The sequence below is a fragment of the Phormidesmis sp. 146-20 genome (genome assembly GCF_052939475.1).
This window is the reverse complement of sequence record NZ_JBJPHT010000005.1, coordinates 117,168-131,546: the sequence shown is the minus strand read 5'-3', so window position 1 is coordinate 131,546 and position 14,379 is coordinate 117,168. Positions and strand designations below refer to the sequence as shown.

The window sequence follows — 14,379 nt, the reverse complement described above, 5'->3', positions numbered from 1 at the left end:
CGACCCAAGGTTTTCCTGCCTCCCCGTTTAGTGTCCCTTCTCGTCTCACCATACACCGCTCTATTCCTTCTTCAAGTCTTCGCTACATAGAAAATCTCGCACGGTTTGGATAGAGTGAGCCAATGCTAAAAGCAATTGCGGAGCCTCTTCAAGATTTTGCTGTTGGGACTGATGGTCGAGTTTGCTGGCGATCGTCTGCATTTCAGTCAGTCCTACATTGGCGCTGGCTCCTTTGATATGATGGGCTGCGCGGGCAACCGCTTCGTGATCTCCAGCAGCGAGGGCGGTTTGGGCGGTGTTGAGATGCTCCTGGGTGTCCGTGACAAAAATCTGTAGCAGTTCTTGCTCAAAGTCTGTGTTGCCGTCAGAAATTTGATGCAGATGCTCCCAGTCGATCGCCAGGCTAGTTTGCCTCACCCTATCAGTTTGCTCCAAGACTTCCCCCCAGTGCAGTAGCTTTTCATGCAGTTTTTCTTTGGAAATGGGTTTGCTCAGATAGTCATCCATTCCCGCTTCTAGACAGCGTTCTCGATCTTCGCGGAGAGCATTGGCGGTCAAGGCAATGACGATCGTGCGGGGGCGGACTGGCGGCCCCTTACAGGTCTCTCGGAACGATCGACGAATCGCTTGAGTGGCTCCATAGCCGTCGAGAATGGGCATCTGGCAATCCATTAGCACCAGATTGTAAGGAATCTTCTCCATCATTTGCAAGGCTTCTTGACCATTGGCGGCGACATCGGCGGTGTAGCCTAGATTTTTGAGCTGATTTAAGGTGACTTTTTGGTTGACCGTGTTGTCTTCGACCAGCAGAATTTTGAGCTTTGATTTTTTCTCAAAGGGCACAACCCTTGGCGGGTAACTCGAAGCGATCGCCGTTCGGTACAGCAGGTTCTCAGATTGGGCGATCGCAGAATTTAATTCTGGCTCTGGGTTCAGGGTTTTGGCGGCTTCCACCGCATCAGACAGAGCCGTCACAATGCAGGCGAGCAGGCGAGATTGTTTGACAGGCTTGACCACATAGGCCGAAAATCCCATCTCCAGCATTCGTTTTGCGCCGCCCCAGTGATGTACCGAAGTCAGCATAATCAGCTTGGTCTGAGACAGCAAGGGATCGGACTTGATCAGAGATCCCAGCGTTTCTCCATCTGTGGTGGGCATTTGCATGTCGAGAATGGCCAGATCAAAGGGGTGACCGATCGCCTGCTGAGATTGAAGGAGTGCGATCGCGGCGGTGGCGCTGTCTGCCTCGCTGACCTGAATTCCCCACCCCGAAAGCTGATAGCGTAAAACCTTACGATTGGTGGCATTGTCGTCTACCACTAACAGCCGCAGTTGACTGAGATCAAGCGGACTGACGAGCGCGGGGGCCGTTTGCAGAGGCTTCTCAAAGGTGAGGGTAAACCAAAATTTTGACCCCAGGCCTTCGAGACTCTCGACTCCGATCGTGCCGCCCATTAGCTCTACCAGTTGTTTTGAAATCACCAGCCCCAGACCCGTTCCGCCATATTTGCGCGTCATGGAGGCATCCACCTGAGCAAAGGGATGAAACAGCTTGCGTTGTGCGTCTGGCGAGATGCCGATCCCCGTATCCATAACGGAAATCTCCAATGTGGTCGTGGTCGAAGTCTGCGCCCCCTGGCGGGTATCTTGAGGAGATTGCTGCGTCGCCTGAATCACCACTTCTCCATGATTAGTAAATTTGACGGCGTTGCCCACAAGATTAGTTAAGACTTGTCGTAGCCGACTGGCATCTCCTTGAAGCTGAGAAGGGAGATTGCGATCGATCAGCGTGGCAATTTCTAATCCTTTGGCGTGGGCGGCGGGGGCCAGCAGATCGGCGACTTCTTCGATGCAGGTAGACAGGTTAAAGTCAAGGGTTTCGAGTTCCATTTCTCCCGCTTCTAGCTTGGAGAAGTCGAGAATTTCATTAATCAGCGTCAGCAAACTATCGCCACTGGCTCGAATCGTTTCGACAAAATCTCGCTGATCAGCGCTGAGACCTGTGTCTAGCAGCAGCCCTGTCATGCCCAAGACGGCGTTCATCGGGGTGCGAATCTCGTGGCTCATCGTCGCCAAAAAGGTACTTTTCATTTGAGACGCACGTTCTGCTTCGGCGCGAGCTTGCTCTAGAGCCAGATTTTGCCGGGCTAACTGTTCTCGCTGTTGGGTTTCTTGCGCCAGAAGCCGGGCCTGAGTTAGGGCAATTCCCACTTGATCGGCGAGTTGGGCGAGAAAGTTGACCTCAAAGCTATGCCAGTGGCGAGGGGTGGCGCATTGGTGTGCAATCAAAAGCCCCCAGAGAACGGGTTCTGTCTTGGAGCCTGTGCCTTGTAGAATGGGGACGACCAGATTGGCTTTGACTTGAAACTGCTGGAGTAGTTGTTTGTGACAGGGCGTGAGGTCAGAGGATTCGAGGTCATCGATCGCCACCGTTCGCCCGTGATAATAAGACTTCCATCGCCCTTCTTGAAAGCAGGTGTCTTGAATGACTTGACCTAGGGCGGGCACCCATTGAGTATCCACCGATTCGACGACGACGGTGCCGATCCAATCTTCGTCAAAGCGATAAATCAGCACGCGATCGGCCTGCAAAAATTGCCGCACTTCTGCCACTGTGGTGTTGAGAATTTCTTGAATATTCAGAGATTGCCGAATTCTCAGGGTGATGGCCGCAAAGAGTTGCGATCGCAGGTTTTGTCGTTGCAGTTCTTCTTGAGCCTGTTTGCGCTCGATAAATTGGCCGAGTTGGCTACCGATCGAGGTAACCATCATCACCATCAACGCTTCGTCAGGTGGCTGAATGGCTTGATTGAACAGGGTGATCACGCCCAAAATTCCGTTGCGGCTGGAGATCGGGCAGCCGAGTGCGGTGTGGAGTCTGGACTGTTGAGCGAGGGGCGATCGCAAAAATCGCTTGTCAAACACCACATCGGTGATCCACAAGGGTTTGCCACTCGCCCAGACTTGACCGGGAAGCCCTAACCCAGGCGAAAACACCCACTCTTGAGATGAGGCTCCAAAGTCAACAAATTCTTCTTGAGATCGACACCAGTTGGCCGCGCAGCGGATTTGATTGGCGGTTCGATTGACGACCCACAGTTCACCCAAGTCCCAGCCGCAGCTTTCACAGATTGCCTGCAATAGTCGGGGAGTCGCTTCGCTAAGGGACGAAGATTCGGCGAGGACTCGCGCCACAGCCTGTTGGAGATGAAGTTGCAAACTGGTCTGTTGGGCTTGAGCGGCTGTCTGCTCTAATCGAAGAATCTTGCGGCGCTGTTCGAGTTGGGTGATGACCTGGCGAGCGATCGATTTCAAGTGTTGCGTTTGTTTGGCATCAAGGCTTTGGGGCTGATAGTCCATGACGCAAAGGGTTCCGATCGCCAGCCCTTCTGAGGTGACCAGAGGAACTCCTGCGTAAAACCGAATCGGCAGCGCGGCGGCTCCCTGGGGGTGAGGAATAAAGCGTTCGTCTCCTGACGCATCCACAACCACCAGTACATCTGATTGAGTGAGGGTGTGGGCGCACATTGCCTTACGGCGGGGCATTTCTGACGCTTCGATACCGATCTTGGCTTTGAACCATTGGCGATGGTCGTCGATCAGACTAATGAGCGCGATCGTTGTGCCACACAACTCTGCTGCCAGTTGAGCCAATTCATCAAAGACGGCTTCGGGGGGAGTATCAAGGATGCAATATTCCTGGAGGGCGCTCAGTCTTGCCGCTTCGCTGTCTGACGAAAATAAGTTCATAAATTGAACGGGGCTACGACGCTGCGTTTTTCATAGAAATCACCCATACTTTTGTGATTGTTACATAAGAAACTTTAGACTTCAGTATTCTTTTAAACTCAGGCGAATTTTTATTCTGGCGTTGCTGATTGGAGAGATGAATCTGTGGGAAGTGTCCATCTTTTCGCCCCCTAAATCCCCCAAAATTGGGGGACTTTGAACCTTGGGGTTCCCGCCGCTTTGGGGCAATTCATCCCCTGATTCAGCAACGCCTTTATTCTTTTAATTTACTTGGACTTTGAACCGAAAATCTTGTCTAAAAGTCCCCTAGAGTTGGGGTCAGAAGCGCTGAATATCGAATCGAACAACTTTCATCGAATTCACGCACGTCAGCCGTTGATTAACCTCCTGTCTAACGTCTTCTGTCTAATGTCTCTCGTCCAACGTCTTGCGAAACCCTGCGAGAGGTGACACCATAAGCATCAGAAGCGAACAAGTGTTCTGAGCAAAGGTTCTGAGCAAAAAAATGGCTCGTACTCCCATTCTCAAATTCGATCGCGGCACCCTCATTTTGCATCCGCCTCCCAAAGGTAAAGCCTGGATGGATTATGCCACCTGGGACGATCGGGTGGAAAAGTTTCGCATCCCCGCTCATCAGTATCGTAATCTGGTGCTGGCCATGCGGGCAGAAGGTACAGAACTTGACGACAAAGCCAGGGCATTTGCAGAAGTTGAAATGGTGCCCAGTCTAGAAATGGAGCCGTATCCTCATCAGCAAGAAGCGCTGGATGCCTGGAGATCTGCGGGCCGCATGGGTGTGGTCGTGTTGCCAACCGCCGCCGGGAAAACGTATCTTGCACAGTTGGCGATGCAGGCGACTCAGCGCAGTACGCTCGTGATGGTGCCGACATTGGATCTCATGCACCAGTGGTATGCTCATTTGGTGGCGGCCTTTCCAGATGTTGAGGTAGGGTTGCTCGGAGGCGGATCGCGCGATCGTACCCCCATTCTTGTCTCAACCTACGATAGTGCTGCCATCAATGCCGAAACACTGGGAAATCAATACGCGCTGTTGGTGTTTGATGAATGCCATCATTTGCCCAGTGACTTTAATCGAGTGATTGCTGAATATGCGATCGCGCCCTACCGATTAGGACTCACGGCCACACCCGAACGAACGGATGGCAAACACGCCGATCTACAAAGCTTAATCGGAGCCGAGATCTATCGTAAAACCGCTGAGGAACTGTCTGGGTCAGCCCTTGCAAAACACAAAGCCACTCAGATCAAAGTAAAACTTTCTCAACAGGAACGCGAACGCTACGATCGTTTAATTCAGATTCGCAATGCCTTTCTCAAAGAAGCCAATATCTACCTCAGCAGCGCTCAAGGCTGGCAGCGATTTGTGCAGGCGAGTGCCCGATCCAAAGCGGGACGCAAAGCCATGTTGGCCCATCGAGAAGCGAAAGCGATCGCCTTTGGCACTGAGGGCAAGCTGAGAGTTTTGGCGGATCTGCTGGCTCAACATCATCCCGAACGTACGCTGATTTTTACAGACGACAACGCCACGGTTTATCGCGTTTCCCAAGAGTTCTTAATTCCCGCAATTACCCATCAAACTCCGGTTAAAGAACGACACGAGATTCTCACGCGATTTAAGCAGGGAGACTACAAAACTTTGGTGGCTTCGCGAGTGTTAAATGAAGGGGTGGATGTGCCGGAGGCGAGTGTGGCGATCGTGCTATCAGGGACGGCTTCGACCCGCGAATACATCCAGCGTCTAGGGCGCATTCTTCGCAAAGGAAAAGACCCCACAAAACTGGCATTATTGTACGAAGTGGTGGCAGAGGATACGACTGAGGAAAACGTGTCTCGTCGGCGCAAAGGTGAAACGGCTCGATCGTCAAAGTCCCATCAGCTAGAGTTGGTGCCTCCTACGATTTATGCGGTGCCTGCTAAGACGGTGCCTCGTGCGGCCGAATCTGAGGCGGATTGGGATGATTGGTCTTAGAGCTAGGGATGAGGGATGAGGGAGAACTTCGCTTCGCGAGAGGGATGAGGGATGAGGGATGAAAAATGATTTGTCGGAAGTGTTGAATCGGCTTAAAGAGTCTTCTCAAGGATTGTTGTGGATTGGTGAGTCAGAAGCGCCGTTTGAGGTGGTTGTTTGGGAAAATGAAGCGCAGGAGGAATTGAACGATCGTACCCTTCTCAGACATCTCGATCGTTCAGATACGTCTGTCGAGACCCAGGACTTTGATGCTTTTTTTGCAACGGCTACCCAAATTCAAGATTGGCAGAATGAGGAAGAACAAGCGATCGTTCATCAATATCAGCAGCTTGTTATCGCGCTCAAACAACATCTCCGAGATCTCAAAGTTTATCAACTGGGTGAAGTGAATTGTGACATCTACATTCTCGGAAAAACAGAAGCCGGACACATCGCAGGATTAACCACCCAAGCTGTAGAAACTTGAAATTAGCGTTAACGTGAATTCGATGAGAGTTCTTCGCTTCGTTGTTTACGGCTTCTGCCCCCCAACCCCCAATTTTGGGGGACTTTTAGATCAGTTTTTTGGTTCAAAGTCCCTCACTCGTGGGGGATTTAGGGGGCTGCCGAGACGACAACCGCAGCGAAAGATCTCATCGAATTCACGTCAACCCAAAGAAAAACAGAGCTTAATTTCTCATCCCTCATCCCTCTCGCGAAGCGTATTACCGCCAAAGGGGGAACAGATCATCGAAGACAACCCCTCATCCCCGATCGACCTTCTCCTCAAGCTGAACTTGAATCGCATCCGACACATTCGTTAAAAAGTTGTAGCCTGTGCGATCTTCTATCAGATCAACGCTGACTCTAAATTTGCGCCAGTCGTCTTCTCGAATCCCTTGCTGATTGGGCATATCGACCGCAATGAGTCGTGTTTTTGCATTCACGCCAGCCGTTCCTAATCCTGGTTTATCCAAGACGACGATGACTTTCCAAACGCGATCGGGAGCCGTAATTTTGACGTTGCTCTTGCCAATCGATCGTTTGTTGCCATAGCCACCCGCAATGATGTAAAGCTCTTTGCCCTGGGTGACTAACTCTCGGCAATAATCCTCCAAAACTCTCCACGGCCCCTGATTGTTGTCGGGCGCTTGAGGCAAAATATTAGTCATCAAAAACGTCGCAGAATTGTCTTCAGCATTGCGGCTACGATCGCCAGAAGGAGTGAGGTGTCCCCGGTCAAACCCACTGCCGTTGTAGTCACTCGATCGCACGGCATAAAATCTCTGAGGCAGACGCTCATCAGGGCGAAAATTATTGCTGCGCGGCACCGCTCCTAGCCAATCTCGGTTTAGCTGCCAGCTTGCCCAATTAGGAATATGCCGACTGTTATCGTAAGAAACCACATACTGAGACTTTTCTAAGAGATAGTTGTTGGCATCAGTTTTGGCATTACTAGGATTGCCCATCACCAGATTAGGATTGGTCACCGGAAGAATTGATTGGGGCGGTCGCTGCATCCATAAGCCACAGCCAACCACTATCAACAAAATCAGCGCGATCGCAACCCACCAGCCCCGTAATTTCATCATATTTGGCAGATCTGCCCACCATAAAGCTGACTTTAATTATGGCTTGAGCCAGCCTGTTGCAAGAATAATCGTTGATCACCCAGCGATCGTAGAGCGCTAAAGTAACGTGAATGGCGTTGCTGAATCAGGGGATGAATTGCCCCAAAGCGGAGGGAAACCCAGTGTTCAAAGTCCCCCAATTTTGGGGGATTTAGGGGGCGCAAAGATTGACACTTCCCACAGATTCATCCCTCCAATCAGCAACGCCACGTGAATTTCATGAGAGTTTTTCGCTTCGTTGTTCACAGCTTCTGCCTCCCAAGCTGCCAATTTTGGGGGACTTGAAGAGAAGAATCCTGGTTCAAAGTCTCCTACTGGTGGGGGATTTAGGGGGCTGCCCAGATTAATCACCGTAGCGAAAGTTTCATCGAACTGACGTTAAAGTAAAACGTTAAAGTAAAGTAGTCTATTCCTGAATTGCCGCCATGCCCCTCACCGTCAATCTCAGCCCGATAATCGACTTCACCGACGATCAGTTTGAACAAGTTTGCAGTGCCAATCGTGACCTCAAATTTGAACGCACTGCCCAAGGAGAACTCATCATCATGCCACCCACTGGTAGCGAAACGGGAACCTGGAATTCTGGACTCACCGGACAACTCTGGTTTTGGAATCAGCAAACTCAGCTAGGAAAAAGCTTTGACTCGTCAACAGGCTTCAAACTGCCCAACGGTGCCACCCGCTCTCCTGACCTCGCCTGGGTCAAACAAGCCCGGTGGGATGCTCTTACACCTCAACAAAAACGCAAGTTTGCTCCTCTCTGTCCTGACTTTGTGGCTGAACTGAAGTCTCCGAGCGACGATATAGAAGACACCCGCGCAAAAATGCAGGAGTATTTGGAGAATGGTGCTTTGCTAGGTTGGCTGATCAATCCTGAAGATCAGCAGGTAGAAATTTACCGTCCGGGTCAGCCTGTAGAAATTCTGCATCGTCCTGCTACCCTCTCTGGTGAAACGGTTCTGTCAGGGTTTGTCTTAGATTTACGCGAAATTTGGGGAACGAATGCTACCGAGTGAGTTGTTAATTCATCGATTTAGCGGCGAAGAACTGATTCCCAAACGCCTCAAAATTGACCAGGGGAATTTGGCGATCGCTCAAGATCTGATCACCCTTTTTCACGAGGCCAAAGGCACTTCCAAAGGCGAACTCAATCGCCAACTTCTTGAACTCGAAGGCGAAGAAACCGACTACCGCATCAAACGAGGTCTGGCCCACCTGCTCAACAGCGCCTTTAGCACCTATGAAACCGTCAGTCCACTCGAACCGCCGATGCTGCGAGAACGGGTCTTTGCGCTGTCTGCCCAATCTGCGCCCAGTGTTCAAACCACGCAGGTTACCCTCGATCATCTTGCCGACCTCCTAACGCAAGAATTGGGGCGTGAAGTGTTGAGTGATCAGATTCGATCGGGACTCTACGCCGACCTGCCAGATAATCAGATTTTGATTGATTTTGAGTCCCCTACACCAGAGGCGTTGATTCACCGCTACAACCTGTCTCAAGTGCAGGGTGTTTTTTATCGCGCCAGCCACATTGTCTTAAATGCCCACCGCAATGATCCGGGTGAATACAAACTGCTGTTTCGCTACGTCAAGCTCTTTCAGCTAATGACCTACATCGAAGGTGACGCGGATCATGGGTTTACGCTCACGGTCGATGGGCCCACCAGCTTGTTTAAGCCCTCGACGCGGTATGGATTGGCGATCGCAAAACTCCTCCCTGCCCTGCTCCACGTCACTAAATGGAATCTGTCAGCCGATTTGCAAATCAACGACACCTACGCAGGCAAAACGCGCAAAAGTCGCTTTACACTAGACGCTGACTGCGGGTTGGTCAGCCACTATCCCCCCGGCAAAACCTATGACAGTATGCTAGAAGCGGGCTTTGTCGAACGGTGGGAGAAAGCCAAAACCGAGTGGCGACTAGAGCGAGAAGTTGATTTAATTCCGATTCCGGGGAGTGTGATGATTCCTGATTTTCGACTTGTTCACCCGGACGGACGCACCTTTTTGCTGGAAATCGTCGGCTACTGGCGACCTGAATATCTCAAGAAAAAATTCTCTCAAGTCCGCCAATCGGGACGCGATGATCTGATTTTGGCGGTTTCAGAACGGCTCAACTTAGACAAAGCTGGGGTCAAAATTCGCGAGACTCCCGCCCAAATTGTCTGGTTCAAAGATCAGCTACTGCCCAAAGCTGTACTGGAAGTTTTAGGAGAATCGCGATGACTGCTCACATTCTGGTCGTCGAAGATGAAGTCAAACTCGCCCGCTTTGTCGAACTTGAACTGACCAGCGAAGGATACCGCGTCAGTGTGGCGCACGATGGCATGTCAGGGCTGACGATCGCACGCGAATCAAGTCCCGATTTAGCCATTCTCGACTGGATGCTGCCAGGGCTAACCGGAGTCGAACTCTGTCGTCGTCTGCGGGCCACCGGAAGCAAGGTGCCTGTAATTTTGTTGACGGCGCGAGATGAAGTCGGCGATCGAGTCACCGGGTTAGATGCGGGAGCTGACGACTATGTAGTCAAGCCCTTTAGCATTGAGGAACTGTTAGCTAGAATTCGGGCCCATCTGCGGCGCACTCAGGAATCTGATGGAGATCTGTTGCAGTTTGAGGACTTGAGATTAAATCGTCGGACTCGTGAAGTGTTTCGAGGGCAGACGGAGGTTTTGACAAGAGCGATCGAGCTAACCGCCAAAGAGTTTGACCTATTGGAATACCTGCTCACCCATCCTCGTCAAGTCTTTACCCGCGATCAAATTCTCCAACATGTGTGGGGCTATGACTTTATGGGAGATTCCAACATCATTGAGGTGTATGTCCGTTACCTGCGCTTAAAGCTAGAAGAGAAGGGCGAAAAACGTCTGGTTCACACCGTTCGAGGGGTTGGCTATGCGCTGAGAGAGTAATCGATCAGATGAGCGTCTTCGCTGCAATTCTCCATCGGGAAACGCCCCAAAAATCTTCCACTGTAACGACTCTCGGCCGGGGAACGCTTGCTAGTCCCCCAGAATTGGCAGCTTGAGGGGCAGAAGCTTGACAGCGAAAAACCTTCAGCCAAGGGATGCTACGGTGTATATACAAGTCTATACTCACTTCGTTCTAGTCGGCTTCAGCCCCCTAAATCCCCCATTCTGGGGGACTTTAAGCAAAAAAGACTTCCAGAATTTAGAACCCTGATCAGCGTTCAAAGTCCCCCAAATTTGGGGGATTTAGGGGGCGAAGGATTACGGCAAGTACAGATCAATCGACTTATGTATACACGGTAGGCCAAGGGATGAGGGGATTTAGGCAGAATATTCTTTTAGACGGGGCATCAATCCCAAAAGTGTGAGAACTGCGATCGCTAACACCGCAGCCATTGCATTAAATTCTAAGGTTGCAATGTCCTGATTACTTTGAGCGATCGCATCCTCAAACGCCTTTTTGTTCAAATCGTAAGCGACCTGATTGGCCTCTTTGAGTTGCTCAAAAGCCCAGTTAGACTCGCCCTGATTTTCACCCAAGCAAAGCCTGATTGCTCCCGCTCGATCGCCCTTGGCAAGAAGTTGACGGATTCTCTTGTCGATCACGACGTACTGCGACAGCGCATCTATATGTTTGCTTAGAGCCTCCCTTTCACCGGGGAATGTGATGTTACTCTGCCCATCCGCCAAAAAACCGCGAACTTTGTCAATTTTTGACTGGAATGCAAGTTCGTGATTTGAGGCAAGATTGCGATCGGACTCCAACAGATAACGACTCTCATCAGAATTGGCACCATACGCGATCGCACGAGCCTGACGCAGCGCATACATCGACGTGAAAGCATCTTGCTTGGCGACCTTGAGATGCCCCGAAGCAGAGAGTAACGCACTCACCGTAGAGGCTAAAAAGATAACCGCGATCGCACTGGCTCCCAACAAAAAAGGATTGATCGTGCGACGAGTGCGCTGATTGAGAAATAGCTGAAGCTTGATCAACACAACTATCACAGCCAAACCAAACACAGTGATCAAAAAGAGCGATCGGGCGTGGTCAAAATTATGTTGGTTGTAAGTTTCTTCTAGCTTTTTGCGGTTGACTTCTGCCAGCAGGTCAGCGGCCGGTAGGAGTTGGGTATCTAAGATCTCGATTGCCGATCGATAGGCTGACAGAGTACCAGCGCGATCGCCTCGTAGATGAGCATCTCGCGCCTGCTGAAGTTTGGTCAGATAAGCCCCCAGCCCCAACTGCATTTTTTGAATAGGAACGCGCTCATCGTCACCATAAGTAATGTTCTCAGCCGCAGCCACCAACCTCTCCGAAGCGGCATTGTAGCGTTCGCTAAAAGTTTGAATGACTTTACCATCGGCATTTTTTTGAGGTTTCTCTTGTAAATCGATCGGGGTGCTGTTGGGCGGTGCCAAAAATTCACTCGCTGCAAACGCATCCATACCAGCCATTGCATCTTTTAGCCGTTGCGCGGTGATGATACTGGGGGTGGCATCTGTACTAACCGTCTTGATCGTATTGCGTTGTCCTTGCGCCCCTGCGATCGTCACCATCAGCAATAATAAACTTGCTCCCCAGGTGACAAACAAACTACCTCTCATTAGTTGAGGCGTATTGAGATTACTGATTGTCTTTTTGGTTACGGTCGCTATACTACTCATAATTTTTATTTGATCTAGACTGCTTTAACTTGTATTCTTGTCCAATGTCCGACTGTGATCTCGTCTGCATTCTTTAATCGAATATCAGTCATGGGTTTAATTTCTACACCGTTGAGTTCCGTCCCGTTTGCAGAATCAATGTCTCGTAGCGTCAAATCTCCGTCTGACTGACATTCGATCAAAGCGTGACGGTGAGAAACTGCATCATCAATGTCGAGGGGAATTTCTGGATAAATGGCTCTCACTTGGCTGGTGCGTCCAATGAGGTGAGCCGTTTTGTCGAGACGAATGGTGACGGGAGCCAAATTGGGCGGGGGCGGACTGTCAGGATGATGGGGCACTGAATCGATCGTGACCACGACTTCCCAGACGATCGCAGCTTTCTCATCGCCGCTTTGCCGGGTTGTGGTGACTTCGGGGGGCGGAGCGGTTTCTTGCGGGTCACTTGCAGCGATGGTCACTGATAATTCTCCATGTGCCCCGGTGGTGAAGTTGTAGCCACAAATCTCGCAAAAGTTGCCGCTTCCCAACTCGTGAGGCGCACTGCAATCGGGACAAAGCTGAGAAGCTCCGACAGAAATCGGTGTTTTGGCAACGGACGAAACTGGCTCAGAAACACTGCCCATTTTTGCACCGCATTCTGAACAATAATCGGACTCTGTAGATTCGTGACCTTTGGGACAAAAATAGGTAGACATTGTGGCTTAGGCAATGGGATTTTTGGCGATGGGAGTAACCTGAACGGCGGTGCCATAACACAAAACTTCAGTGACACCGGGGGCGAGTTCGGTCGCGTCATATCGAACGCCGATTAGGGCGTTGGCTCCAACTTGTTGAGCATGACGAATCATCAGATCGTATGCATCCTGGCGAGTCTGCTCACAGAGAGACGTGTAAAGCGTGATGTCTCCTCCAAATAGCGTTTGTAGTGAGGCTCCGATCGTTCCCACGACACTGCGTGATCGGACGATAATGCCTCGCGTTACACCCAGGTTTCTAATAATCTGGTAGCCGCTGAGTTCAAAGCCTGTGGTAACAAGTTTGTGATCAATCATGACAATGCTGAATGGAATGGATAACGATTAGAAGTAGAGATTTTTGAGAACGCTTTAGGCTATGCTTTTGGAATCCGAGCGGTTTTGGTCGATCGCGTTTCCAGGGCCATTTCGTCTTCTTTGGCGATCGCTTTCTTGAGTCGGATCGTTCCGGTGGGTGCGTCTTGGACATCAACCACGGTTCTGAGTAGTTTGGCGGTGGCTTCGTTGCCGGAGTCATGGGCAATTTTAACGGCGCGTCCGAGTTTGGCGGTGGCGGCTTCTACGTCGCCTCGGTTGCGGGCTTCGAGTCCTTCTTGAATGGTTTGGGCGAGTTCGGCTTGTCCGGTGTAGTGGGCGACTCGGCGATCGATTTTGGTCGATTTTGCGTCGTCATCCGTCCAGACTGCCAGAATTTTGGCCTCAGCGATTTTGGTTTCAGTCTCGTCTACGCGAAAGATCAAACTGGCTCGACCCGCCAACATTTCGTCACCGACGCGACCCGGATTCACCTCAATACAGAAGTGATAATCTCGCGATTCGCCTTTGCCCCAAGCTCCGGTGGGATAGTCCAAAACTTGCGCTTTGACGGATTTAGAGCGATGAGTCAAATCTACAATATCGGGGCTGACTTGTTTGCAAAACAAAATCTTTGCGCCTTGAGGAGTCCAGAGTCGCATCGAGACATCGCTGACACTTTTTCCCATTGCTTTTTCGAGAATCGATCGAAAGTCTGCCTCGATCATCAACGCATCAGGAATGATGTCGGTCGTGCCCAAAAGTTTGCTAGAAATCAGCTTTAATTGACTGACCCGCCAATCGGTGCCGACTCCCCGACAATCGCATTCAAATATGCCCTCCGAATCTTGCAAGACTTTGGTGAGTTTGTGCTCGTCTGAGTCGTCGTTTTGACCATCGGTGAGCAGTAGCGCCTGACGAATCGCATTGGGCATTTGTTTGAATTGCTGGAGCGCTTCGTTTAGCCAGGTTGAAATCAGCGTTCCACCAGTCGCCTCGATCGAGCGGAGGTTCGCGATCGCTCGTTGCTTATTTTCTAAAGTCGCTTGACACGCAGGAACCACCAACCGCGCACTAGAGGAACCCGTGACGATAAAGAAGCTGGCATCTTCGGGCAGCAAATTGACAATCTTGGTCATGGCTTCTTTGGCAGATCGCATCTTTTGTCCGCCCATTGACCCAGATGTGTCGCAAATGATGCCAAATAATCTGCTGCCTGATGTCGAAGTTGCATTTCCTGCATTCTCACCAGCGTTGACCGTCATGATCGCATGAACTTCTCTAGAGCCTTCAGGAAGATATTGATTTTGAAAGACTTCAGCCGTAAATTGAGTCATGGT

11 protein-coding genes are annotated in these 14,379 nt (G+C 50.8%); 5 read left to right on the top strand and 6 right to left on the bottom strand.

Annotation, left to right across the window (positions count from 1 at the left end; genetic code table 11):
- Positions 1 to 60: 60 nt before the first annotated feature.
- On the bottom strand, positions 61 to 3,750 hold the full coding sequence (locus ACKFKH_RS06565; RefSeq protein WP_446857451.1) for a GAF domain-containing protein: 3,690 nt from the start codon (positions 3,748 to 3,750) through the stop codon (positions 61 to 63).
- 505 nt (positions 3,751 to 4,255) lie between these two features.
- Between ACKFKH_RS06565 and ACKFKH_RS06560 the strand changes: the two genes are divergently transcribed.
- Positions 4,256 to 5,740 carry a DEAD/DEAH box helicase family protein gene (locus ACKFKH_RS06560; RefSeq protein ID WP_446857450.1) on the top strand — a complete coding sequence of 495 codons (1,485 nt, stop codon included), beginning with the start codon at positions 4,256 to 4,258 and terminating at the stop codon, positions 5,738 to 5,740.
- A gap of 58 nt (positions 5,741 to 5,798) precedes the next feature.
- On the top strand, positions 5,799 to 6,206 hold the full coding sequence (locus tag ACKFKH_RS06555) for a nuclease A inhibitor family protein (RefSeq protein ID WP_446857449.1): 408 nt from the start codon (positions 5,799 to 5,801) through the stop codon (positions 6,204 to 6,206).
- Positions 6,207 to 6,483: 277 nt separating this feature from the next.
- Here the strand turns inward: ACKFKH_RS06555 and ACKFKH_RS06550 are convergent, their stop codons facing one another.
- A complete protein-coding gene (locus ACKFKH_RS06550; RefSeq protein ID WP_446857448.1) occupies positions 6,484 to 7,311 on the bottom strand; it encodes a DNA/RNA non-specific endonuclease in 828 nt (275 codons plus the stop codon).
- Between the two features lie 464 nt (positions 7,312 to 7,775).
- On the opposite strand from ACKFKH_RS06550, the gene ACKFKH_RS06545 reads away from it, so the two are divergent.
- Genes ACKFKH_RS06545 through ACKFKH_RS06535 form a run of 3 tightly spaced genes read left to right on the top strand, consistent with a single transcriptional unit; the run spans position 7,776 to position 10,262 of the window.
- Positions 7,776 to 8,366 (top strand): Uma2 family endonuclease, encoded by a 591-nt coding sequence (locus ACKFKH_RS06545; RefSeq protein ID WP_446857447.1) that lies wholly within the window; start codon positions 7,776 to 7,778, stop codon positions 8,364 to 8,366.
- Positions 8,353 to 9,576: a DUF790 family protein gene (locus ACKFKH_RS06540; protein WP_446857446.1), complete on the top strand. Its 1,224-nt coding sequence runs from the start codon at positions 8,353 to 8,355 to the stop codon at positions 9,574 to 9,576. The genes ACKFKH_RS06545 and ACKFKH_RS06540 overlap by 14 nt, the downstream gene beginning before the upstream one ends.
- On the top strand, positions 9,573 to 10,262 hold the full coding sequence (locus tag ACKFKH_RS06535) for a response regulator transcription factor (protein WP_446857445.1): 690 nt from the start codon (positions 9,573 to 9,575) through the stop codon (positions 10,260 to 10,262). The genes ACKFKH_RS06540 and ACKFKH_RS06535 overlap by 4 nt, the downstream gene beginning before the upstream one ends.
- Before the next feature lie 378 nt (positions 10,263 to 10,640).
- On the opposite strand, the gene ACKFKH_RS06530 is transcribed toward ACKFKH_RS06535, so the two are convergent.
- The 4 genes from ACKFKH_RS06530 to ACKFKH_RS06515 are packed head-to-tail and all read right to left on the bottom strand — an operon-like array spanning position 10,641 to position 14,376.
- Positions 10,641 to 11,987, bottom strand: a complete 1,347-nt coding sequence (locus ACKFKH_RS06530; protein WP_446857444.1) for a hypothetical protein — start codon at positions 11,985 to 11,987, stop codon at positions 10,641 to 10,643.
- A gap of 14 nt (positions 11,988 to 12,001) precedes the next feature.
- Positions 12,002 to 12,685, bottom strand: a complete 684-nt coding sequence (locus tag ACKFKH_RS06525) for an FHA domain-containing protein (protein ID WP_446857443.1) — start codon at positions 12,683 to 12,685, stop codon at positions 12,002 to 12,004.
- Positions 12,686 to 12,691: 6 nt separating this feature from the next.
- Positions 12,692 to 13,042: a YbjQ family protein gene (locus tag ACKFKH_RS06520; RefSeq protein ID WP_446857442.1), complete on the bottom strand. Its 351-nt coding sequence runs from the start codon at positions 13,040 to 13,042 to the stop codon at positions 12,692 to 12,694.
- A gap of 59 nt (positions 13,043 to 13,101) precedes the next feature.
- Positions 13,102 to 14,376 (bottom strand): vWA domain-containing protein, encoded by a 1,275-nt coding sequence (locus ACKFKH_RS06515; RefSeq protein WP_446857441.1) that lies wholly within the window; start codon positions 14,374 to 14,376, stop codon positions 13,102 to 13,104.
- Positions 14,377 to 14,379 lie beyond the last annotated feature (3 nt).

Excerpts from the sequence above, each read along its gene's own strand:
- ACKFKH_RS06555 (WP_446857449.1), top strand. The coding sequence starts at position 5,799 with ATGAAAAATGATTTGTCGGAAGTGTTGAATCGGCTTAAAGAGTCTTCT.
- ACKFKH_RS06560 (WP_446857450.1), top strand. The coding sequence starts at position 4,256 with ATGGCTCGTACTCCCATTCTCAAATTCGATCGCGGCACCCTCATTTTG.
- ACKFKH_RS06565 (WP_446857451.1), bottom strand. The coding sequence starts at position 3,750 with ATGAACTTATTTTCGTCAGACAGCGAAGCGGCAAGACTGAGCGCCCTC.
- ACKFKH_RS06525 (WP_446857443.1), bottom strand. The coding sequence starts at position 12,685 with ATGTCTACCTATTTTTGTCCCAAAGGTCACGAATCTACAGAGTCCGAT.
- ACKFKH_RS06550 (WP_446857448.1), bottom strand. The coding sequence starts at position 7,311 with ATGATGAAATTACGGGGCTGGTGGGTTGCGATCGCGCTGATTTTGTTG.
- ACKFKH_RS06515 (WP_446857441.1), bottom strand. The coding sequence starts at position 14,376 with ATGACTCAATTTACGGCTGAAGTCTTTCAAAATCAATATCTTCCTGAA.
- ACKFKH_RS06540 (WP_446857446.1), top strand. The coding sequence starts at position 8,353 with ATGCTACCGAGTGAGTTGTTAATTCATCGATTTAGCGGCGAAGAACTG.
- ACKFKH_RS06535 (WP_446857445.1), top strand. The coding sequence starts at position 9,573 with ATGACTGCTCACATTCTGGTCGTCGAAGATGAAGTCAAACTCGCCCGC.
- ACKFKH_RS06520 (WP_446857442.1), bottom strand. The coding sequence starts at position 13,042 with ATGATTGATCACAAACTTGTTACCACAGGCTTTGAACTCAGCGGCTAC.
- ACKFKH_RS06530 (WP_446857444.1), bottom strand. The coding sequence starts at position 11,987 with ATGAGTAGTATAGCGACCGTAACCAAAAAGACAATCAGTAATCTCAAT.
- ACKFKH_RS06545 (WP_446857447.1), top strand. The coding sequence starts at position 7,776 with ATGCCCCTCACCGTCAATCTCAGCCCGATAATCGACTTCACCGACGAT.